This window comes from Sorangium aterium, from assembly GCF_028368935.1.
Lineage (GTDB): Bacteria > Myxococcota_A > Polyangia > Polyangiales > Polyangiaceae > Sorangium > Sorangium atrum.
This window is the reverse complement of the sequence record NZ_JAQNDK010000001.1, coordinates 2921511-2944796: the sequence shown is the minus strand read 5'-3', so window position 1 is coordinate 2944796 and position 23286 is coordinate 2921511. Positions and strand designations below refer to the sequence as shown.

Genomic DNA, 23286 nt, shown 5'->3' with positions numbered 1-23286 from the left:
CCGCCCGGGCGCGTCGGCCTGTAGTTTTCCATGGGATACTACGTTCGGCCGCGCCCCACGGCGAGGCGCAAGGTTCCGACGGTGAGCGATGAGGCCGTCATGGCTTTCCCCCGGACGTCGCATCACAGCGCGGCTTCGAGGCGGCGTGAGCGCGCGCCGCGTTACCGTGTGCGCGCGCGGACCGCGCTACCGTGCGCGCGCCGCGCTGCCGTGCGTGCGCGTGGGCCGCGCCACCGTGCGCGCGCGAAGGCGGCGATGGGCGGGCCGGCTCACCACTGGCTGCGCACCACGACGCCGCCGCCGGTCGGTCCCGCGAGCAGCGACCAGCTCACTGCGCCTGCTTGCGGGCGGGGCGCGGCGCCGGCGTGCGCGCCGGTGGTTGCGCTGGCCTGCGAGCTGGACGAGGACGGCTCCGTCAGGAAGAGCACGAGCGCCGTGCCGGCCAGCGCCGCCCCGGCGCCGAAGCCGATCGTGCTCACCAGCCCCAGGTCCTTCGCGCGTTGTCCAGCGGCCTTCCCTTCGGCGGTCTTGCATACCGCCCTGCCGGAGCCGACGTCGTCGCAGTCCTCGTCCGCGCGGCGGCTCTCGTCGAGCGCCAGCCACCCCGTCACCCCTCCGGCGATCAGCCCGCCCAGGGCGAGCCCGCCCGTCACGTAGGCCAGCACGCGCCGGCCGCTGGTCCCGGACGGCGCCGGCGGCGTCCGCGACGCGCCCTCGTCGTGCTGCGACGGCGGCGAGGCGGACTGCTGAGGCGGCTGATCCGTCGACGTCGCGGGCGGCGGCGTCTCGGGGAGCTTCACCTCGAGCTCGATCGTCTTCTGCTCCGACTTCTCGATCGTGAACCGCACCTCGTGCGTGGGCCCGCCCGGCGCCCTCGTCGTCACGACGTGCTCGCCCGGGTTGACGGGGAGCGCGATCCCGAGCGAAGGCCCCTCCAGCGTGATGCCGTCGCGCTGCACCTGCGTCCCCGCGGGCGCGTCGGCCGGCAGCGACAGCGTGAGCTGCGGCACGAGCGGCACGAGCGCGTCGCGCTGCTCGAGCACGATCTTGTAGCGATCGTACTGCTTGACCTGCTCGGACTCCGACATGCGGGAGTAGAGCGCGAGGAAGTCGTTGTAGCGCGAGACCGCGGTCGCGGTGCGGCCCCACTTGGCCTCGCACTCGGCGAGCGTGAACAGCCGCCCTGGGCGAGGATCGAGCCGATAGCTCTCGGTGAGAGCAGGGCAGCCCGTCTGGAACTTGCCGGCCAGCATGTCCGCGAGGCCCCGGTTGAAGAGCGACTCGGCCACGGCCACGGCGTCGGGCTGCGCGCTCGCCGGCGCGGCGATAGCAATGCTCAGTAATCCGCTCAAGACGGCGCCGGGCCAGAAGGTTCGCATCGGAGGTAAAATGAGATACCTCCTTTGGGACCGCCCCAGGCAAAAAATCAGCGCGTTGTGGGTCGGCGCGGCGCTCAGTCTGCCCCGTAGAGCGACTCCCGCTCCCGGGGCTTCGCCGCGGGGGCGGGGGAGGCGGTCGGCGCGATCTTGCGCCAGGCGCCGGGCGGCGGCGCCGGGGTGCGCGGCGCCGGCGATGCCTTCGCGCCCGCCAACACCTCGGGAGCGATCCCCAGGCTGCTGTTCGCGGGCGGCGCGGCGGCCGGGCTCGCAGACGCCGCGAGGTCGGTCGACCTGGGCGTGCCGGCCACTTCGGGGTGAGCGGCGCCCGGCGCGGCCTCGGGCGGCGTGGAGGGCGGCGCGACGGCCGCCGCCTGCGCCGCTTGTGCGTGCTCGGCGTTGCCGGGGGCCGGGGACCCGCCCTTGCTGAACGCGGCGATCGCGATGGCGCTGCCGCCGACCAGGGCGATGGCCGCGACGGCGATCGCGGATCGGCTCCGCGGCGCTGCGGCCGCGCCGGTTCCGGTGCCGGTGCCGACCCTTGTCTCCACGCCCGTGGACGACTGGGCGGCCACCGGCATCGACGACGCGGGCCCCTGGTGCAGCTGGCTCATCCGCGGGATCGGCGTCTCCAGCCCGACCAGGCGCGACGACCTGACCGTCATGGGGGCGATGTCGAAGACCTCGGCGAGCGCCTCCACCGTGGACAAAGCGGTCGGGAAGCGCGCCCCGGGCTCGCGCGCCGTCGCCTTCGCGAACCACGCGTCGAAGCCCGGGGGCAGCTTCACCCCCTCCTTCTCCGCGCGCACGGACGGGGGCTCCTGCGGGCCGTGCATCGCGATCACCGCGAACGCCAGCGAGTTGCTGTACTCGCGCATGTCGTTCAGCCAGTAGGCCTTGCCGACGAGGGCCGTGTACGCGATCATGCCGAGCGCGAAGAGGTCCACGGCCCGCGTGATCGTCTCGCCGCTGAACTGCTCGGGCGCCATGTAGAGCGGCGTCCCGAGGGCGGCGGTGTTCGCCCCTTCGACCGCGGTCTCGGCGACCAGCTTCGCGATGCCGAAGTCAAGCACCTTGATCCGGATCTCGTCGTCGTCGTCGCTCGCCGCGAGGAAGAGGTTCGCGGGCTTCAGATCGCGGTGGACCACGCCGGCCGCGTGCGTCTTGTCCAGGGCGTGCGCGGTCTGGCGCAGGTAGGCGATGGCGTTCTCAGGTGGCAGACGCCCGCCGCGGCGGATGCGCTTGCTGAGCTCCTCGCCGCGGAGCAGCTCCATCACGAGGAACGGCATGCCGGTGTCCAGGTCGATGCCGGCGTCGAACACCTCGACGATGTGCTCGGTCGCTATGCGCGCGGCGATGCGCGCCTCCAGCTTGAACCGCGCGTGGAACTCGGGGTTCTCGGCGAGGTGCGGGTGCATGACCTTGAGCGCCCGCCGGCGATCCGTCTCGATGTGGACGACCTCGTAGACCGCCCCCATCGCACCCGTCGCGATGCTGCGCACGACGCGGTACCTACCAGCGAACAGCATCCCCTCGTTGAAGTTCAGCGACATAGTCTCACCCGCGTCGAACGAGGTTACACCACTTGGTCGGACGACCGCACTCGTTAACTTGCAGACCTTACAAACTTGCGGAGCGTGAGACTCCCCACATGGGCATTCCCAATGTAGGGCGCGTTCGTTGGATCTGCGCGCACCAGGCAACAGGTAAGCGCCCTGCGCTGACCGGCGCCGCTCGCGCCGCCCGCGCGGAGCCTCCACGGTCGTCGCTCGTCGGCGCGAGAAGATCTCGTGATTCCGTGGGTTAGGCGGCTCTGCAGCGGTGATGTGGCCGATGTGGCGCCCGTCCGTTCCGACCGTTTTTCACGACAGACACATCGACATCGTCAGACATCGTCAGAGGCGCTGTCAGCGGTCAGAGCACGAGGACCGCGAGCAGCCGGGGCCCGTGGAACACGTCGAACCCGCCGATATCGAGCTTGCGACCGATCGTGTAGATCGTCTCGTCTCCGCGCCTGGTCGCGCGGATACTGGATATGATACCCTGGCCGATCGCCTCCACGTTGTAGGACAGCTCGGTGAGCAGGCGGAGCCGGCTGAGGTACGAAGTCAAGCGGAGCCGGAGCCCCACCGACACGTTGCCGGAGAACGCGATCATCGTCGCCTCGTCGACCTCGCTCCCGACGCCAGGGACCGCGGGATCCGCGGAGAAGGCGTAGCGCACCGGGCCGGCGCCGCCGTAGAGGCCGAGATCGCCGAACGGCGCGAGCCGCGGCCACTCGCCGTTGCCCATCCGCACGCTGAAGCCGCCCTGGTAGAACCGCGACGTCGCGCTCTGGGCGGGGCTTTGCCGCTCGAAGACGTAGACGTCGCCCTCGCCCGGGTCCCGCTCGCGGAGCGCGTAGAAGATGCGGGGGAGCTTGTAGTCCATGTACCTGAAGCCCGCGAGCAGCTCCTCGAGGTAGAGGTCGTCCGCGGCCTCCGGGAAGAGCTTCGTCACGTCGAAGCCGACGTCGATCTGGCGGAGCAGGAGCTGGAAGGGCGCGCTGGCGACGGCGCCGGCGTCGCGGTCGGTCGCCGGATCGACGGCGAGCTCGGTCACGTTCCCGGCGGTGAACCGCGCGATCTTGAGGCTCGTGCTGACGCCTGCGAGGTCGGCGCCGATGTCGAAGACGTCGCTCGCGAGGCCGTTCAGCCCGAGCAGCCTGCCGAGCGAGCCGTCGTACCGGATGTCGCCGCCCGACGAGAACAGCCGGTCGGTCTTGAAGCCGGCGTTGAGGCGCGCGGCGTCGCGCACGTGATCGAAGTCGTACGTGAGCAGCGCCCGGCCGCCCACCATGAACACCGGATCGACGTCGTAGGCGAGCCGCCGCGTCCTGCCCCGGTAATCGTTGACGCCGCCGGAGGAGCCCGCGCTCGCGAGCTGGTGGAAGAACAGGAGCTCGACGTCGCCCTTCAGCTTCAGGTGGACGGCGTCGAGGCTGATCGCCCGGCCTTGCTCGAGCAAGCCCTCCTGCGCCTCGAAGCCCGCCGTGTCCTCGAGCGGCGTCTGCGCCGGCGCGGAGAGCGCCTCGGCGCAGGTAGAGAGCGCCGCGCGCTGCTCCTCGAGCACCCTGGAGATCGCCTCCGCGCGCCCCACAGCGGCCCTGTAACCGGGCTCGTCCCGCGCCACCCGCCGGGCCTGCTTCACGACGTACGGCGCCACCGCGAGCGCCTCGATGTGCATGCGCAGGAGGAACGACAGCACATGGAGCGCGTCGCGCGCGATCGTCCGGGCGGGCTCCTGCCCTGCGCTCGCCGCGCGGAGCGCGATCGCGGCGCCGGCGACGTCCCGGTGCGCTCCGGCGAGCGCCCGCCGCCGCGCGGCGGCCCTCGCCTTCGCGGCGGCGATCTCGGGCGTGTCGGGGGCGCCGAGCGGCCTCCCGGCCGAGAGCCGCTCGACGTCCCGCTCCTCGGCGGCGAGCGCCCGCGCGTGCTCCGCGAGCGCCTGCCATGCGGCCGGCAGGCGGCTCGCGGCGCTGGCGGCCCCTGCCTCGCGCGCCGGCGCCGCGAGCTCCGCGAGCGCGTCGAAGAGGCGCGCGAACGCGGGCGGCGCGCCGCGCTCACCGCGCGCGGCCGCGCGGGCGAGCGCCTCGTCGAGCTTCGCGCGGTAGAGCTTGGCGAGGGGGACCTCGTGCTCTCCGTCGTAGGGGGGTGTCTTCTCGAGGCGCGCGCGGAGCCGCTCGCCCTCGTCGTCGTCGAGGCGGAGCGCCGCGATCCACGCGTCTCCCGGGGAGTACGGGGTGCTCGAGAGGACCTCGTCGGCAAGCCAGGCCGCCCGCTCCAGATCGGCGGCGCGATCGTCGATGATGGCGCGGCGGGCGTCCTCGTTCGCGAAGGCGCGGGCGGCGCGGACGTTGTACGCGGCGGGCCCGCAGGCCGAGGCTGCTGAGGCGAGGAGCAGGAGGCCTGCGAGCGCCGGGCCCGGTCGCATCGGCGAGAGCGTACCATGCGTGCGAGCGCACTGGACGCCGCGCCGCCGGCCTGCTCAGAATGCGCGCCCGTGGCTCCCAGCCGACCCAGCGAGATCGACGGCGCGCGGGCCTACGGCCTGCGATTCGCGGCCCGCGGCTTGCTGACCCGTCGTCCTGGCCGCGCAGCACGGCGGTCGCTGGCGGCGAAAGAGCCACGTGTGAAGGAGAAGAACCGGGATGAATGATGCCACATCCAGCTGCGACATCGGCATGATCGGGCTGGCCGTCATGGGCGAGAACGTCGCGCTCAACATGGCCGACCACGGCTTCAAGGTGGCCGTGTACAACCGCACGGTGCAGGTCGCGAAGGACTTCGTCGCGAGGAACCCGAGCACGCCCGGCGGCCTGGTCTACTGCGAGACGCTGAAGGACTTCGTCCGCGCGCTGAAGAAGCCGCGCAAGGCGGTGATCCTGGTCAAGGCCGGTCCGCCGGTGGACATGGTGGTCAAGCAGCTCATCGAGGCGGGCGTCGAGCCGGACGATATCGTCGTCGATCTGGGCAACTCGCTCTGGACCGACACCATCCGCCGGGAGCAGGAGTACGCGAAGCAGTGCAAGTTCTTCGGCTCGGGCGTCTCCGGCGGCGAGGTGGGGGCGCGCTTCGGCCCCTCGCTGATGCCCGGCGGCGATCCCGCGTCCTGGCAGCACCTGGAGCCGATCTGGCGCGCGATCGCCGCCAAGGTCGATCCGGCGACCGGCAAGCCGATCGAGGGCGCGTCCCCCGGCAAGCCGGTGGAGGGCGGGGTCCCCTGCACGGCGTACATCGGGCCGAACGGCGCGGGCCACTACGTGAAGATGGTCCACAACGGCATCGAGTACATCGACATGCAGCTCATCTGCGAGGCGTACACGCTCCTCGACGGGCTGCTCGGGTTGTCGAAGGACGAGATGTCTCGGGTCTTCTCCGAGTGGAACAGCGGAGATCTCGACTCGTACCTCATCCAGATCACCGCCGACATCCTCCAGCAGAAGGACCCTGTCCAGAAGGACAAGCCGTTCGTCGATTTCGTCCTCGACACGGCGGGGCAGAAGGGCACGGGCAAGTGGACGAGCAGCAACGCGCTCGACATGGGCATCCCTGCGAACGCCATTGCGGAGGCGGTGTTCGCCCGTTGCCTCTCTGCGCTGAAGGACGAGCGCGTCGAGGCCTCGAAGCACCTCGCTGGCCCGACCCCGACTCCGGTAGCGGACCGGCAGGGGACGATCACGGCGATCCGCGACGCGCTGTATTGCTCGAAGATCTGCGCCTACGCGCAGGGCTTCCAGCTCATGGCGGCGGCGCAGGCGGAGTACAAGTGGAAGCTTGATTTCGGCACGATCGCGAGCATCTGGCGCGGCGGCTGCATCATCCGCGCCCGCTTCCTCCAGAAGATCACGGAGGCGTACACGCGCAACCCTGGCCTGACGAACCTGCTGCTCGATCCGTACTTCAACGATCAGATCAAGCAGGGTCAGGCGAACTGGCGCAAGGTGGTGTCGATCGCCGCGCAGAACGGCGTCTGGGCGCCCGCGTTCATGTCGGCCCTGTCGTATTACGACGGGTATCGCGCGGCCCACCTGCCTGCAAATCTCCTGCAGGCTCAGCGAGACTACTTCGGGGCGCACACCTACGAGCGCACGGATCAGCCGCGCGGCAAGTTCTTCCACCTCGACTGGCCGCACCCCTCCCGTCCTCAGCTGGACATCAAGGGCACCGGCGGCGGGCACTGACGCCCGACGCGATCCCCGTCCTCCTCGCCTCTCCGCCAGCGTCCTCCCGCCTCCGTGGACGCGCGTGTCGATGATCGGCTCGGCCATCGGAGCCCCTGCTCGTCGTCCGGTTCAGCGCGACATGGACGAGAAAGCCGCACAGGAGCGCGTTGATGGCCGGAATGCCGGCGTGGATGAGGTATCCCGCCGCCATCCCGCCTGCCCAGGCGAGGAGCGGGCGAAGGCTCATGGACTCCACCTGCGGGGGAAGCGTACCGGCGGATCGGGTGTGCGCGAGCGCAGCCCGATGTCGACGCACGACGTAGTATTCGGCGATCATGATGCCGGCGACAGGCGGGAAAGCGACCCCGAGCAGCGTGAGAAATCCGACGAGGTGCTCCAGGATCCCGGCGATCGAGAGCGCCGTCCCCGCCGCACCCACCGCGAGCGTCATCGCGCTCCGCGGGACGTGTCGGCCCGTCGTCTGATGGACCGTGGTCACCAGGCTGAGGGAGGCCGAGTACAGATTCCAGTCGTTGATCTTCAACGTGGCCGTCACGAGGATCGCCGCGCCGACGACCCCGACCTCCGTCGTCACGATGTGGACGACATCCGCGCTCTCGACGGCGTGCGCCAGGAGCACGCCGGTGAGGCCGATCGTGTACTCGCCGAGGGTCACCCCGACGAACGTCTGCTTTACCACGTCGGCCGCCGAACGGTTGTAGCGGGTCATGTCCGGGGTGAGGACCGCACCCACGATGAACCCGCCGGCCACCAGGGTCGCGCCGGTCGCGACGCTCATGGGCTCTCCTGGCGGAGGCATCGATATGAGGTCGGCCAGCTCGTGCCGGGCGAGGGCGCTCCGGATCGCCCAGGCGCTGAGGGCAAGAAAGAGTGGAACCGTGATGTACGAGGTCCAGGCCATCGAGCTGAACCCATAGATCACGATCAATGTGACGGCGGCCCCGGTGAGGACGCAATAGACCCACAGCGGCACCTGCGTGCCGGCGAGCGCCGCGAGGCCCTTGGCAAAAATGGCGTTCTGAACACCGAACCACCCGACCAGGCTGACCGCCGTGCACAGGCCGAACAGAGACGAGCCGTGACGTCCCAGGCCGGTCCACTGGGCGAGGACATACGTGGACAGGCCCTCTCGCTGGCCAGCGACTCCGATGAGCACCGCGACGATCTCCAGGAGGACGACACCCAGTGTCAGCGCCCAGAAGGCGCCCCAGAAGGTCATGTGGAAGCCGAGCGTGGCGCCGAGGAGGAGCTGCGACAGCGCGGAGAGCTCGCCGAACCGCTGGACGGCGACGCTCCACCACGGGTAGCGCTCGGCCTCGGGCACCCGGGCAAGGGGGAAGTCGTCGCGCCCGATCATGCCCTAGCGCCGCGCCTTCGCCGTGGTCCCGCGGCCGTGGTGCTGGCCCGCGCGCGGCGTCTCGCGTGTCTCGCGTCCGTCGCGCGCGCTCACGGCTCGCTCTCCTCGAGGGGGACGAAATCGAGATCGATGGCGAAGGCGCGGGGCCCGAAGACCTCCAGCGCCTCGGGTGTGCGCAGGAGCGGCGGCGCCGCCACGCCGATGACCTTCACCTGCTGCCCGTAGCGCAGCGCCTCCGTGGTGATCGGCTCCGCGGTCTCGCGATCCAGGATGCATACGAGATCAGGCACGCTGCACAGGACGCGCGTCCCGGCGCGGGCGACCAGATTCTCGTTCTGGATCAGCACCTCCAGCGTCTTCCCGGAGCCCTCGGTGTCCCGGAGTTTCACCCAGCCCGTGGCGAAGCCCTCCGTGGTGCGGCGGTAGACCTCGACCACCTTGCCAGTCCAGAGGACGCGGCCGTGACGGTAGGGCGTCTCTCGGAGGGCACCGACGAGGCGATCGAACGGATCTCTGTGCTGCTCGTTCGCCTCCCGGATCGCCTTCCCGAGCGCCAGGCAGACGCCCAGGGTGCCGCCGATGGCCGCTCGCCGCACCGTCGGCCCATCCATGGGGTACTCGGCGGTGTGCGCGCAGCCTCCCATGCGGATCGTGATGCCGCGGGAGATCCACTCCATCTTGAAGTTGTCGCAGGCCGTGAGGATCACCGTGTCGCCGTGCTCGTCCGTGATGGCCATCGGCGTTCCGGGGACGCCGTGGACATGAAATGTCACCTGGTACATGTTGGGAAAGGCGCGGCCCATTCCGTCGGCGTCCACGACCGGCAGCCCGAGCTGCGCTCCCACGATGAGCGGCACGGTCGAGTTCATCCCGCCCGCCTCGGCGGGCATGGTGCATGTCGCCCGGACGCCGAGGAATGCCTCCAGCCGGCGCAGCGAGAGCGCGTTCTCGTCGCCGCGCGGTATCTTCTCGATGAGGCAGGTCGGAGCGCCCATCATCGCCGTAGGGATCACGTAATCTCCGTCTCCCACCTCCGCGAGGTGGACGATCTCCACGCGGCGCCCTTCCTCCATCACGCGCTCGAGCATCAGCCGGCCGATATAGGTATCTCCGCCGCCGCCCGTGCCGAGGAAGGCGGCGCCGAGGGACAGGTCGGGCAGGTCCTTGCGCTCCAGCACGAATCCCATCCCAGCGTCCTCACCCGTTCCGCAGATCGCCGATCGCCTTGACCCGGATCCGGGTCGCGTTGGACGGCAGGTAGGCGAGCGGCACCTCCTCGATGTCGAGGAGGTGGATGCTGGCCGGGTCAGCGCCTGCGGCCGAGGCCTTCGCGATCGCCTCCGCCTGCGCCTCTGCCAGCGCGTCGTCCCGGGATCGGCTCTCCAGGTTGACGACCCGGTCCACCTCGCCGGACACGTGCGCGATGGCGGCGCCGACTGCGTTGGCGACCTCGGCGTGCCGAGGCCTGACGATCTCGGAGGTCCCCTGGAGCGGCCTGCAAATCAGCAAGGAGCCCCCGCCCACCAGGACGACCGGAATGTCCGCCGCCGCGGGCTTGCCCCGATCGATGGCGGCCTCGACCATCTCGTGGATCCGCAGCGCCGCGCGTGCGACGAGCTCGTCTGGGAGGTGCGCGACTTTCGCGCGGTCGCCAATGACAGCGCACCCAGCGGCCACGGCGATGTCCGTGGCGGTCAGCGTGTCGCCCCCGAACACCAGCGCTCGCTGTGTCAGCTCGTGGCCGGTGCTTCGCGGCCCGATCCGGAGAGGCCCGTCGAGCACATGGCTCCCGCCGCCGAGCCCGATGGACAGGACGTCGGGCATGCGGAAGTTGCAGCGCACGCCAGCCACCCGCAGCGTCATCGACGCTTCGCGCGGCAGCCCGCGGCGCAGCGCGCCCACGTCGGTCGTGGTGCCGCCGATATCGACCACCATCGCGTCCGTGAGGCCCGTGAGGAAAGCGGCGCCGCGCATCGAGTTCGTGGGGCCCGAGCACAAGGTGAAGGCCGGATAGCGCTCCGCCCGGTCGGAGCTCATCAGGGTGCCGTCGTTCTGGGTGAGATAGAGCGGCGCCAAGACGCCGGCCTGCGCCAAGGCGTCGTGGAACGCTCGGATCGTCGTCGTCGAAACGTCCTTGAGGCAGGCGTTCAAGATGGCGGCGTTCTCCCGCTCGAGGAGCCCCATCCGGCCGATCTCGTGCGACAGGCTGAGGGAGGCGTCCGGCAGCACCTCCCGCAGGATCGCCGCGGCCTCGAGCTCGGCCTCGGGGTTGACGGGTGAAAAGACGCTGGCGATCGCGACGGAGCGGAGGCCTCTCCGGCCGATCTCCCGGGCGATGCGGCGCAGCTCGCCGGCCTCGACGGGCGACAGCCGGCGGCCATCGAACTCGTGACCTCCATGGGCCAGAAACCCGTGGTCGCCAAGCGCCCTGCGCAGATCGCAAGGCCAGTCCACCATCGGCGGCAGCGCCGCGGTCGCCGGCAGCCCGAGCCGCACCGCCGCGACCTCCTGCAGCCGGCGGCACTCCACGAGCGCATTCGTGAAATGGGTGGTGCCGAGCATGACGCCGCGGATCTGGCCGACCGGCACCCGCGCTTGTTCCAAGAGGCGGCTCACAGCCCCGAGGACACCGCCGCTCACGTCGGCCGTGGTCGGCACCTTGACCTTTGCCACGACCTCCGCGCCGTCCATCATGACGGCGTCGGTGTTGGTCCCGCCGACGTCGATCCCCATGCGCATGAACAGTCACCTCCACCTGAAGCCGCGGGTTCATGCTTTGTCGGAGCGGAGGGGCGAAGGCGCCGGCTCCTCCGCGTCGCGCAGGCCGTAGTCGCGCCTGGCCTGCTCTTCGGTGATGTAGCCGCAGCGCAGATCGTCGAGCACGCGCGCGTGGCGCCTCCGCGCGGGATCGCCGTACCCGCCGCCCGTGCCCGTGTGGAGTCGGCAGAGCTCACCCCGCTTGAGGAGCTGACGGGCGCACTTGCCCATCGATGTCCGGCTGCCGTCCTCGTGCACGAGCTCCAGGTAGTTGGGCGAGCCCTGGTGGCCGCCGTTCAGCCCCCACGGCGGGAATCGATGCCGACCGAAGGTCGCGGTCACCGTGGCCCACGCCGACGTGATGCGGTAATCGCGCACGAGGCCCCGCCCGCCGCGGCGCTCGCCCGCCCCGCCGTCCACGATGTCCAGCGCGTACTGCTCGACGCGGAGCCCATAGCGGGCCTCGCAGATCTCGACGGGGATCATGTAGGTCTCGCCGTCGCCGGCGCAGACGAGGCCATTCTCGCCGTCCTTGTCCGCGCCCGCCCCCCAGCCGCCCGCCTGCGGCTCGACGAGGAGATAGGGAGTTCCATCGTCGGGGTGGATGCCATGGATGATCGTGCCACAGACGGAGAGGAAATGTCCGGCGGTCAGGCGACGCGGGGCGAGGTGCGCCAGGGCCTTCCAGACGAGATCGGTCGCGTACTGCATCGTCTCCCAGTAGGTGGAGACGGGGGCCGGCCTTTCCGCCGTGAAGATCGTCCCCGGAGGGCACACGACCTGGACCGGTCGGAACACGCCTTCATTGGTCGGGAGCAGAGGATCGGTGATCGCCTTCCAGGCCTGGCGTACCGCCGAATGCAGGCCGGTGCGGCCGCAGTTGATCGGCCCCGGTACCTGCGCGCTCGTCCCTGTGAAATCGCAGAGGAAGCTGTCGTCGATCGTCACCTTCACCCGCACCTCGAACGGGCCGTTCCCGATGCCGTCGTCGTCGATGAAGTCGGTCGCCTCGTACGTCCCGCGGGGGAGCCTCACCAGCTCCAGGCGAGCCCTGCGCTCTCCCTCGCCGAGGAGCTCCTGCATGGCGCGGAGGACGGTGCCCTTGCCGAACTTGCGGAGGATGCGGTGCAGCGCGCGCTCGCCCACGCGCAGCGCGCCCACGCAGGCGTATAGGTCGCCGAGCGTCGCGTCGGGCGTGCGCACGTTGGCCCGGATGAGCTCGAGGAGCCCCTCGTCGGGCTTGCCAGCCTCGAAGAGCTTGATGCCCGGGAACTGGAGCCCTTCCTGGAACACGTCGGTCGCGTCCGTGGTCCATGAGCCCGGGTCCTTGCCGCCCACCTCGGTCCAGTGCGCCTTGTCCACGGCGAATGCGACGAGCTCTCCCTCGTGGAAGATCGGCATGATCAGCGCGACATCGGAGAGGTGCGTGCCGCCGCCCGCGTAGGGATCGTTCAGGATGATGATATCGCCGCTCGCCAGGCGCTCCCTGCCGAGCTTGTCGAGGACGTGGCCCACGGCGAAGCTCAGCGCGCCGATGAAGTCGGCGACCCCGTTGCCCTGGGTGAGGAGGTCTCCGCGCGCGTCGGTCAGCCCGGCGGCGTAGTCGAGGACCTCGTAGATGATGGGGCTCATGGCGGCCCGCTGCAGCGCGTGGAACATCTCGTCGCCTGCGGCGATGAGCTCGTTCTTGATGATCTCGAGCGTGAAGGGATCGATCTTCGTTGTCGTGCTCATGACCGCTCCGTCGTCTCATGGGTTCGGGGCGCGCCTTACCCGGCGGCGGGGGCGTCGATGTCGATGAGGAGGCTGCCCTGCTCGTGCACCGTGAGGCGATCTCCTGGAAACAGGATCGTCGACGCGGCCGGCTCCTCGACGACGGCCGGTCCATCGACGCGCATGCCGGGCCTCAGGCGAGCGCGCTCGTAAAGAGGGCTCTGCAGGATGCCGAGCTCGTCGAAGTCGACGGCGCGAGCGCCTTTGCGCGCGGGCGCGGGATCCGGCGGCGAGCGATCGAGCCGCGCCGGGCGCGGCCTGTCCACGGCGCCGAGGGCTGCGACGTGGAGGCTCACGATCTCCACGGCCGCGTTCAGGCGGAACGTGTAGTGCTGCTCGTGGAGCGCATGGAAGCGCTCGAGGGTTTCTTCGAGGGCGGTGCTGTCCAGCGCGCCGGCGGGGAGGGGGACCTTGACCGTATGCTCCTGGCCTGCATAACGGAGCTCGGCGAAGCGGCGCGTGGAGACGCGGGCCGGGTCGAGCCCTCCTCGGCAGACGCGGGCGCTGCTCTCGTGCTCGATCTCTCGGAGGAGCGCGTCAAGCGCGGTCGCCTGCGACGGCTCGGCGCGCACCATCGCGGTGCGGACGATGTCGGCCCGCACATCGGCCATGAGCATGCCCCAAGCCGAGAAATGCGCCGGCGCGACAGGGATGACGACCCTCCGGATCCGGAGGCTGCGCGCCAGGGCCGAGGCGTGCATGGATCCGCCGCCTCCGAAGGCGACAAGCGCAAACTCCCGCGGATCGTGCCCACGGCGGAGGGTCACGCGCCTGAGCAAGCTCTCCGTGATCGCGTTCGCGAGGCGGAGGATCCCGCGGGCGGCCTCGGGCTCAGTGACGCCGCAGGGCGCGGCGATGCGGCGGATCGCCCTGCGGGCGGCCTGCACGTCGAGCGGGATGCGGCCGCCGAGGAAGTACGCGGGGTTGATGCGGCCGCAAAGGAGGTTCGCGTCGGTGGTGGTCGGCTCCTCTCCTCCTCGACCGTAGCAGGCCGGCCCCGGCATGGCGCCTGCGGACCGCGGGCCGACCTCCAGCCGTCCGGCGTCGTCGATGCGGGCGATGGAGCCGCCGCCAGCGCCGATCTCCGCGATATCGACCACCGGGATCATGAGGGGGTATCCGGGGGACGTCGGGGTCCACTCCACCTTGTACTCGGTGGTGACGCGCGCCTCTCCGCCCTGGAGGACAGCGCACTTGGCGGTCGTGCCCCCGATGTCGAGGGAGATGATGTCGCGCTCCCCGAGGAGCTGCCCGAGGGCGATGGCGCCGAGGACGCTGCCCGCAGGCCCGGACTCGACGAGGCGGATGGGCGCGGCACGCGCCTCGGGAAACGTGGTGATGCCGCCGCTCGACTGCATGACATGGAGCGATGTGCCCGCCGCGCCGAGCCCAGTCAGGCTGCTCTCCAAGCTGCTCAGGTAGGCGGCGGCGAGCGGCTGGACATAGGCGTTCAGCACTGCTGTGCTCGTGCGTTCGTACTCGCGCCACTCCCGCGTGATCTCGGATGACGCGCTCACCGGTGTGGCGGGGGCCTCCGCCCGTGCGATCTCGGCGGCGCGGCGCTCGTGGGCCGGATTCCGATAGGCGTGCAAGAAGCAGATGGCGATTGCGCGGGCGCCCCCGTCGAGGAGCGCGCGGACGCCGCGCCGGACGCTGTCCTCGTCGAGTGGCGTGAGCACCTCGCCCTTGTGGTCCATCCGCTCCGTGACCTCGAGGCGGAGATCTCGGGGGACGAAGGGCTCGGGCTTGCGGAAGGAGAAGTTGTAGATGTCCGGCCGGTTGGCCCGGCCGATCTCCAGCACGTCGCGAAAGCCCCGCGTCGTGAGCAGCCCGGTGCGCGCACCTTCGCGCTCGGTGAGGGCGTTGATGATCAGGGTGGTGCCGTGGATGAAAGCCCCTATCCGGGCGGCCTCGATCCGTGCTGGATCGAGGGTCTCCAGAACACCGCGCGTGAGATCGTCCGGTGTGGTGGGGACCTTGGCCAGCGAGAGCTCTCCTGTGTCCTCATCGAAGGCTACGAGGTCGGTGAACGTTCCGCCGATGTCGCTGGCAACACGCATGTACACGCCTTCCTGGGCCGGCCGGCCAAGGCAGGGGCCGGGCAGCCAGAGGCAGCGCGGTCTCATGAGATCGCCTGGTCCGGGGCGCCGGGGCGACGCAGCGGTTCCGGCTCGGATGGATCCCTGTGCTCCTGGCGCGCCCCTGTCAACAGTGGGGCTCGTGCAGGCCCGCCAGGCGCGGCCGGTGGAGGCTCCGGGCATTCATCGCCTCAGCCCGCTGCGCTGCTTGCCTGCGCGGCAAACGGATTGCAATCCGTATTCCCGAGAGTCGTTGTTCTGTGGGATGGTCCACCAACAGAGCCGTGGCGTTTCTTCCGAATCCCGGATACGACCTCGACATGCCCTCAAGGAATGGAGAATCCATCGAGGTTTCAGGGATCACGCTGCATGTGCTCGTCCATCAAGGGATGGAAACGGCTCTGTATCGAGGCCGTCGTCGAGGAGACGGCGCGCCCGTCGCCGTCAAGGTCACACAAAGCGATTACCCGACCTTCCGCCAGCTCGCCCGGCTCCGGCGAGAGCACGCGATCTTGCGCGATCTCGCCATGCCGGGTGTCCCGCAGGCGCTCGATCTCCTCCCGCATGGCCGCGGTCTCGCGCTCGTGCTCGAGGACCTCGGCCCGACAAGCCTCGCCGATTTGATCGCGAGGCGCGGGCGGCTCGAGGCGAAGACGACGCTGCGCATCGTGGCGCCGCTCGTGGGCACGCTCGACGCGCTCCACCAGCGTCATATCATCCACAAGGACATCAAGCCGCGCAACGTGATGATCGACGAGGGGACGCTCTCGCCGCGCCTGATCGATTTCGGCATCGCCGCCCGCCTGGCCCAGGAGACGCAGGAGGCTTCGGCGATGGAGGGGCTGGAGGGGACGCCTGCGTACATCGCGCCGGAGCAGACGGGTCGGATGAATCGACCTGTCGACCGGCGCTCGGATCTGTATGCGCTCGGCGTGACGATCTACCACATGCTGACCGGGGCCACGCCGTTCCAGGCCGCGGACGCGACGGAGGCGATTCACGCGCACCTGACGCGGGTGCCGGCGCCGCCGCACGCGGTCGTCAAGGACGTGCCGCGCGGCCTGTCCGACGTCGTGATGAGGCTGCTGGCGAAGGCCCCGGAAGATCGCTACCAGAGCGCGAGGGGCCTCCTTTCGGATCTGGAAGAGTGCCAGCGGCGGCTCGATGCGAGCGGGACCGTGGAGCCGTTCCCGCTGGGTCGGGACGACCTGGTGGAGGACGTCGTGTTGCCCGATCGGCTCGTGGGTCGCGAGGCCGAGCTCGGCGCGCTCAAGGCCGCGCTCGATCGAGCGCGATCCGGCGCGGCCACCCTTTCGCTCGTGATGGGACCGCCCGGCATCGGCAAGTCGGCGCTCGTGCGCGAGCTCTGTGCGACCCAGGCGCGCGAAGCGTACTTCGCCCCCGGCAAATTCGACGCGATGGCGAGGAGCATGCCGCTCTCGGCCTTCTCGCAGGTGATCCGCGCGCTCGTGCGGCAAGCGTTGGCCGAGCCGCCCGACACCCTCCTGGCGAAGAAGCACGCCATCCAGGCCGCGCTCGGCCAGTACGGGCGGGTCGTGACCGACCTCTGCCCGGATCTCGAGCTCGTGATCGGGCCGCAGCCGGAGCTGCCGACGACCAGTGCGAGCGAGGCGAAGAACCGCCTGGCGCTCCTGATCCGGCGCTTCCTGTCCGTCTTTTCGCGTGAGGACGCCCCGCTGGTCGTGTTCTTCGACGACCTGCAGTGGGCGGACCTGGCGTCGCTCGACCTGCTCGGCCGCCTGCTCATGGATATGGATGCGCACCACCTGTGCGTGGTCGGCGCCTACCGCGACGAGGAGGTGGACGCCGCGCACCCGCTCACCGCGACGATAGGCACGCTGCGCGAGGCGGGGATCGAGCCAATCAAGCTCACGCTGGGGCCGCTGCCGCCCGCGGCGGTGACGGCGATCGTGGCCGAGGCGCTGCACGCGGACCGCGAGCGAGCCGAGCCGCTCGCGGCCCTGATCCGGGACAAGACGCACTCGAATCCGCTCTTCCTCGGCCAGTTCTTGCGTGAGCTCGAGAGCGACGGGCAGCTCCGCTTCGACCCCGAGGCGCGCGGGTTCGTCTGGGACCTCACGCGCGTCAAGGGCGCGATAGTCACCGACAACGTGCTCGCGCTGATGGCGCGCAAGGTCGAGCGGCTCGCGCCCGCGACGCGACGCGCCCTGATGTGCGCGTCGTGCATCGGCCCGTCGTTCGAGCTCCGCACGCTCGCGACGATCGTCGAGAAATCGCCCGGGGCCGTCGCCGCGGATCTGCGCGAGGCGCTGCGCGAGGGGCTGGTCCAGCCGCTCGGCGGCAACTACCGGCTCCTCGAAGGGGCCGGGGACGCGCTCGAGCCGATGGACGTCGCGGTCCCGTACCGCTTCCTGCACGACCGGGTGAAAGAGGCCTGCTACGCGCTCGTGCCCGAGGCGGAGCGGCCGGCGGTGCACCTCGCCATCGGTCGGCTGCTCGTGGCGCGGGGCGGCGGTGCCCGGGGCACAGCCGGCTTGTCCGGCGGCGCCTCGGATGTGAGCGGGCAGGTGCCGGACGAGGACCTGCTCGAGGTCGTGCGCCACCTGAACCTGGGCGCGCGGGAAATCACGGATGAGACCGAGCGCATGGACGTCGCACGGCTCGATCTGCGCGCCGGCCGGCGGGCCATGGCCGCCACGGCCTTCGAGGCGGCGGCGAGCCTCTTCGCGGCGGGCCGGGCGCTCGCGTCGGAGAAGGGGTTTTCGCGCGATCACAAGGCGTGCTTCGCGCTCTGGCTGGAGGGGGCCGAGGCCGAATACCTCATCGGCGCGTTCGAGGAGGAGGAGGCGCTCACGGCCACCGCGCTCGCGCGGGCGGAGAGCGCGACCGAGCGCGCGAGCGTGCACAGCGTCCGAGCCCGGGCCCTGACCACGCGGGGTCGGTTTGCCGAGGCGGTGCGCGCGGGGCTCTCAGGGCTCGCGGAGCTCGGCGTGACGATGCCCGAGGATCCGGCTGCGCAGCAGGCGGCCTTCATGGAAGGCGTGGGGGACGTGGATCGATTGCTCGCGGGCCGCTCCATCGAGGCGCTCGCCCACGCTCCGGTGACCGAGGATCCGGAGGATCGGCAGATCTTCACGCTGATGGCGGAGATCTGGCTGCCCGTGTACTTCGTGAGCAAGGCGCTGTTCGGGCTGGTGATCGTCGAGCAAGTGCGCCGCTCGCTCGCGCGTGGCCAGTCCGAGACCAGCGCGCTTCCGTACGCAGGCTACAGCCTCATCCTATGCGTGATGATGGGGCGGCACGCCGAGGGGCACGCGTTCGGCCGGGTCGCGGTCTCGCTGTGTGAGCGATGGAAGAGCCCGACCATCGCCGCGCGCGTGCACGTCACGTGGGCCACCGCGCTCTACGTGTGTGAGCCGCTCCGCAACGCGGTCGATCATGCGATACGGTCGCGAGACGCCGCGCTGGAGGCCGGGGACAACCTCTACCTCGCCATCAACCTGGGCTACTGCCTGCTGCAGTGGCTCATCGGCGCGGGCGTTCCGCTCGAGGAGGTCAAGGCCGAGGCCGACCGGTCCGCCGTCCTGGCGCGACGAACGAAGGACCCGGTCGCGATCGCGGCCGTCACCGTGTCGCGGCAGCTCGTCGCCTGTCTGACCGGGCCGACCCGGGGCCGGACGAGCCTGGACAGCGACGGCGTGGTGCTCAGCGAGGAGCTCGCGACGCTCAACGAGAAGGAGCACGCGATCGTCTTCTATTACAAGCATGTGTACCTGCTCTTCCTGCACGTGCTCTACGGCGAGCACGAAGCCGCGCTCGAGGCGGCTGCGGACGCGGCGCGGTTCGCCGAGGACGTGAAGGGCATCTACTGGCCGGTGAACGCGGCCTTCCTCGAGGCCTTGGCGCGGGCTGGGCTCGCGCGCGAGGCCGCGGATCGCGAGGCGCGGAAGGAGCACGAGGCCGCCATCATGCCGCTGAGGGTCCAGCTCGAGGCGCTCGCCCGGAGCTGTCCGAGCAACTTCCAGCACAAGGTCGCGCTCCTCGACGCGGAGCTCTGCGTGCTGCGGGGCGAGCGCTGGGAGGCGATGGAGCAGTACGACCACGCCGTCGAGCTGGCGCGCGAGAACGAGTACGCGCAGGAGGAGGCGATCGCGAACGAGCGGTGCGGCCGGTACCTGCTCTCCCTCGGCCGCGAACGCGCCGCCCAGGGGTACCTCTCCGACGCCTTCCGTGGTTACTTGCACTGGGGCGCGACGGCCAAGGCCGAGGCGCTTCTCTTCGAGTTCCCCAGCCTCTCCGCGCGTCTCAGCACGCGCGACGCCAGCTCGCAGAGCAGCACGTCGGAGTCGGCGACGTCCCAGACGACGCTCCTCGGTCGGGCCACGATGGGGAGCCTGCGCGACGCCGCGCTCGTGCTGCGCGCGGTGCAGATGATCGCGAGCGAGGTCGTGCTCTCCCAGGTGGTGAGCCGCCTCATGCAGATCGTGCTCGAGAACTCGGGGGCGGAGCGAGGCATCCTGCTCCTCTCGCGTGACGACCGGCTCTTCGTCGAAGCGGCCTTCCGGGCCTCGCCCGAGTCGATCGAGGTGGGGCAGAGGCGGCCGCTCGAGGACGACCCGGAGCTCGCGCAGCAGGCGGTGCTCTACGCGTGGCGCACGCGCGAGGCGCTGGTGCTCGACGACGCGCCGGGCGACTCGCGCTTCGCGTCGGACCCGTACCTCGCGGAGCGGAGGACGCGCTCGATCCTCTGCATGCCGGTGAGCAGTCAGGGGCGCACGGCAGGGATGCTGTATCTCGAGAACAACGCGACCGCGGGGGTGTTCACTGCAGTGCGGGTGGAGCTCCTCGGGCTCCTCTCGTCGCAGGCATCGATCGCCATCGAGAACGCGCTGCTTCTTGAAGGAATCCAAGCGGCAAACGAGGAAGCCCACCTGGCGAACGCCCGGCTCGAGCGGGAAGTCGAGCAGCGGACACGCGAGCTCGAGCGCTCGAATGCCGAGCTCGCGCGCGAGCTCGAAGACCGGCTGCGCGCCGAGACGGAGCGCGCCGCGCTCCGGGAGCAGGTGGTGGAGGCGCAGAAGGCCCGACTCCTGGAGCTCATGGCGCCGCTGATGCCGATCAGCGAGGACGTGCTGGTGATGCCGATCATCGGCACGGTGGAGGCGGAGCGGGCGGCGCAGATCATGGAGGTGGCGCTCGCGGGGGCGCAGCAGACCGGCGCGCGGGTGCTGATCCTGGACATCACCGGGATGCGGTACGTGGACACGAACGTCGTGGCCGCGCTCGTGTCGGTGGCGAACGCGCTGCGTCTGCTCGGCACCGAGCCGCTGTTCACCGGCATACGACCCGATGTGGCGCGGACGATGGTGGAGCTCGGCGTGGATCTCCAAGCGATGACGACGCTGTCGACGCTTCGGGCGGGTATCGCGCGCGCACTTTCGGGCTCGGCGATTCCAAGGAGGGGCGAGGGGCTCCGGCCCGCGCGCTGAGATCACTCACACGTCCGCGTGCAGCACGAGGCAGCCGGAGCCCACGGCTTCGCGGCGGCAGGTCTGCTCGCCCGCCGTCCGAGGATTCGCTGGCCGTCGAAGATGGATTCAGGCGAAACGATCTTTCATGCGCTATCAAATCCTGCAAGCAGCCCTCGTGGTTGTCTTGGCGGCCGGGTGTTCCTCGCAAGGCGACGGCGCTACCGGCGGCGCCGGACCGGGCGGTTCCGGCGCAAGCGGCGCCGGGACCGAGGCTGTCAGCGGTTCAGGCGCCGGCGAGTCCGGCACGGGCGCCGTGGGGGCAGCGGGGGGCGGCGACCCGGGAGGCGGTGCGGCGGGCGGAGGCGGCGGACACACCGCCTGTCCGCTCCCCGCCTATCCCGATGCGGACTGCACCGGCGTCCCCGCTGGCACGTCGCTGACCGTCATGGAGGGCGACTTGAACATCACGGATGCAAACACCGTGATCGACGGCAAAGACATTCGTGGTTGCGTCAGCGTCAACGCCCCGGGGGTCGTCATCCGGAACTCGAGGGTGAGCTGCCCGAGCTTCGTTGTCGTCAGCAGCTTCGGCGGCGCGTACACGGGGACGGGGCTCTTGATCGAGGATTCCGAGATCGACTGTCAGGGCACCAGCGGCACGGCCGTGGCGGATACGAATTTCACCGTTCGTCGGGTCGACATTCACGGCTGCGAGAACGGGTTCGACCTCGACGGGGACGTGTTGATCGAAGACAGCTTCGTCCACGACCTCTACCAAAGCGCCGAGGCCCACACCGACGGCGCGCAAATCACGCATGTCGGGCACGACGTGACGCTGCGGCACAACACGATCTATGCGAACGACGGCACCTCGGCGATCATTAGTCCAGACGTCTCGGCGGGCGTTCTCTCGAACGTCATCATCGAAAAGAACCTGATGGCCGGTGGGGCCTACACCCTTTACTGCCAGCAGAACGGGCAGGGCACCAACTGCCGAGTTGTCGACAACCACTTCAGCACGTTGTTCTACCCCACGGTCGGCGCCTATGGGCCCTGGACCGACTGCGAGGACGAGGCCGAGGTGCGCGGCAACGTGTACCATGAGACCGGCGAGCCACTGCCCGGGCAATGAGCGCAGCTGGACCTCGCGGGCGGAAGCAGCGGGGCGCCCACAGGGCGGCGGCAACTGACCGCCAGCGCAGGCCGTGATCTCCCCCACCACACCCGTCGGCGTCCCGTTTTCCCCGGCTCTCCCGCAGGATCTTTGCCGCCCGCCGCGCGGGCGCGCACGCCTCCCGGCGCCGCCGCTTTCGTGCTGCGCGGTGCCGGGGGGCCGGAAGCGCGAATCGCGGGTGTGCTGGCGAGGCACCGGGACCTGAGCCTCGCGGCGAGCCTGCTCGTGGACATCGCCAACGAGTACGGGGGTCCGGACAACGTGACGTGCGTGCTGGCGCGCCTCGGAGGCGGGTGACCATGACGACCGCGCGGCGGTCGACCGACGCACCCCTCCCGTCACGCGCGGAGCGCGGGACCTGGGAGGGGCGGGCCGCGCGCAGGCGCGAAGCGCCGAGCACGGACCGGGGGTGGGCATCGATCGTTCTGTTGCTGTTCCTTCTGGTCTCCGGATTCCAGCGACAGGCGAGCGCCGCAAGCAGTGAAAAGAAATCATCTGATGCGGTGACAGTTTCAGACGGCCAACGTAAGTTATCGTTTTCGTGGGTGATCCAGGCGAGAGGACCCTTGGCGAGCAGCGTCGTTGACGGCAGAATGGGCGGCCGCAGCTCGGGAGGAGCGCCCGCCCATGTCCAACCACCGACGGAACAACACCAGCGATATGCCCCGCTCGGGGAACGTGAGCCGTCTGAGCGCGAGGGAGAGGTGGGAGCTCGCGTGGGTGCGGAGGCTGGGCCTCGAGGACGTCAACTGGGACGCTGAGCGCTACTGCGAGGACTGCAGAGCGGAGCGAGCCGCCCGAGATGAGGCCGCGGACGACATCGCAAAAGCCCCCGGGAGGCGATCCGAACAACCCAGTTGACCACGTAGAAGGGTGCCTCGCGGCGACTGACGGCCACGGCGGCGAGAGCGCCTGTCGTGCCGCCATCGAGACGGTACAGTCGTGTCTCGATGGCCCGGTCGACTCGGTGGCCCCGGTCAAGACGAGATCCGACCCGACGAGGGAGCGACCTCGCAACTCCGCGTCGGCGCGGCCCCGAGGGGCGACGCCGAGGCGAGCGCGCCGAGGGCCTCGCCTCCCCGAGCTACGACCCGACCTCAGGTGAGGCTGATCCGCGGCCGCAGGTTCTGCTCGCGCAGGAACGGCTCCAGGTCGTCGACGATGTCGAGCTGCACCCCCGCCAGGCTCATCGCCGCCCCGATCGTCTGGATCCCCATGCGCCCGAGCTTGTTCATCTCCGGGGGCGGGCGGACGACGATGTGCTCGATCTTGTCGCGCACGTTGAGCCCCCACTGGGTCAGGATCACGCGCGCCTCGCTCTCGTACCGCACCATGAGCGCCATGTCGTAGATGAAGAACGCCCGCTCCCCCGGGCGCATGACGCCCACGAGCTTCTGGTACGCGTCGACCGAGATGAACCGCGCCGCCTCACCGGTCGCCACCGTCTCCCGCAGGAGCTGCACGACCATGCCCGCCGGCTGCGTGATCCACACGCCGACGCTCCCGGTGTCATCGAGCAGGTGCGGCTGCCTGCGGAACGCGAGTCTGCGGTTCGACGGGAGCATCTCTCTAAAGACAATAGCTATTCCGGCT

At 70.4% G+C, this 23286-nt stretch carries 12 protein-coding genes; 3 read left to right on the top strand and 9 right to left on the bottom strand.

The features are described from left to right. Positions 1-269 precede the first annotated feature (269 nt). From POL72_RS10735 to POL72_RS10725, 3 genes are all read right to left on the bottom strand, one after another. Complete coding sequence (locus POL72_RS10735) at positions 270-1352, bottom strand: tetratricopeptide repeat protein (RefSeq protein ID WP_272094998.1); 1083 nt, start codon at positions 1350-1352, stop codon at positions 270-272. Positions 1353-1453: 101 nt separating this feature from the next. Next, positions 1454-2929 (bottom strand): serine/threonine protein kinase, encoded by a 1476-nt coding sequence (locus POL72_RS10730; RefSeq protein WP_272094996.1) that lies wholly within the window; start codon positions 2927-2929, stop codon positions 1454-1456. A gap of 361 nt (positions 2930-3290) precedes the next feature. Continuing rightward, a complete protein-coding gene (locus POL72_RS10725) occupies positions 3291-5348 on the bottom strand; it encodes a hypothetical protein (protein ID WP_272094994.1) in 2058 nt (685 codons plus the stop codon). Between the two features lie 217 nt (positions 5349-5565). Between POL72_RS10725 and gnd the strand changes: the two genes are divergently transcribed. Then, positions 5566-7098, top strand: coding sequence for an NADP-dependent phosphogluconate dehydrogenase (gnd, locus tag POL72_RS10720; protein WP_272094992.1), 1533 nt, complete (start codon positions 5566-5568; stop codon positions 7096-7098). Here gnd and POL72_RS10715 read toward each other — a convergent pair. The 5 genes from POL72_RS10715 to POL72_RS10695 form a co-directional block, all read right to left on the bottom strand. Next, the gene (locus POL72_RS10715) at positions 7073-8458 is read right to left on the bottom strand and encodes a purine-cytosine permease family protein (protein ID WP_272094991.1); all 1386 of its coding nucleotides are present in this window, start codon (positions 8456-8458) and stop codon (positions 7073-7075) included. The genes gnd and POL72_RS10715 overlap by 26 nt on opposite strands. A gap of 89 nt (positions 8459-8547) precedes the next feature. Then, positions 8548-9645 carry an S-methyl thiohydantoin desulfurase family protein gene (locus POL72_RS10710; RefSeq protein WP_272094989.1) on the bottom strand — a complete coding sequence of 366 codons (1098 nt, stop codon included), beginning with the start codon at positions 9643-9645 and terminating at the stop codon, positions 8548-8550. Between the two features lie 10 nt (positions 9646-9655). Further along, the gene (locus POL72_RS10705) at positions 9656-11197 is read right to left on the bottom strand and encodes a hydantoinase/oxoprolinase N-terminal domain-containing protein (RefSeq protein WP_272094988.1); all 1542 of its coding nucleotides are present in this window, start codon (positions 11195-11197) and stop codon (positions 9656-9658) included. 30 nt (positions 11198-11227) lie between these two features. Continuing rightward, positions 11228-12949 (bottom strand): hydantoinase B/oxoprolinase family protein, encoded by a 1722-nt coding sequence (locus POL72_RS10700; RefSeq protein ID WP_272094987.1) that lies wholly within the window; start codon positions 12947-12949, stop codon positions 11228-11230. Positions 12950-12984: 35 nt separating this feature from the next. After that, positions 12985-15048, bottom strand: a complete 2064-nt coding sequence (locus tag POL72_RS10695) for a hydantoinase/oxoprolinase family protein (RefSeq protein ID WP_272094986.1) — start codon at positions 15046-15048, stop codon at positions 12985-12987. Between the two features lie 407 nt (positions 15049-15455). On the opposite strand from POL72_RS10695, the gene POL72_RS10690 reads away from it, so the two are divergent. After that, positions 15456-20537: an AAA family ATPase gene (locus tag POL72_RS10690; RefSeq protein ID WP_272094985.1), complete on the top strand. Its 5082-nt coding sequence runs from the start codon at positions 15456-15458 to the stop codon at positions 20535-20537. A gap of 127 nt (positions 20538-20664) precedes the next feature. Beyond that, positions 20665-21651: a right-handed parallel beta-helix repeat-containing protein gene (locus tag POL72_RS10685; RefSeq protein ID WP_272094983.1), complete on the top strand. Its 987-nt coding sequence runs from the start codon at positions 20665-20667 to the stop codon at positions 21649-21651. 1139 nt (positions 21652-22790) lie between these two features. Here POL72_RS10685 and POL72_RS10680 read toward each other — a convergent pair. Then, a complete protein-coding gene (locus POL72_RS10680; protein ID WP_272094982.1) occupies positions 22791-23258 on the bottom strand; it encodes a hypothetical protein in 468 nt (155 codons plus the stop codon). Positions 23259-23286 lie beyond the last annotated feature (28 nt).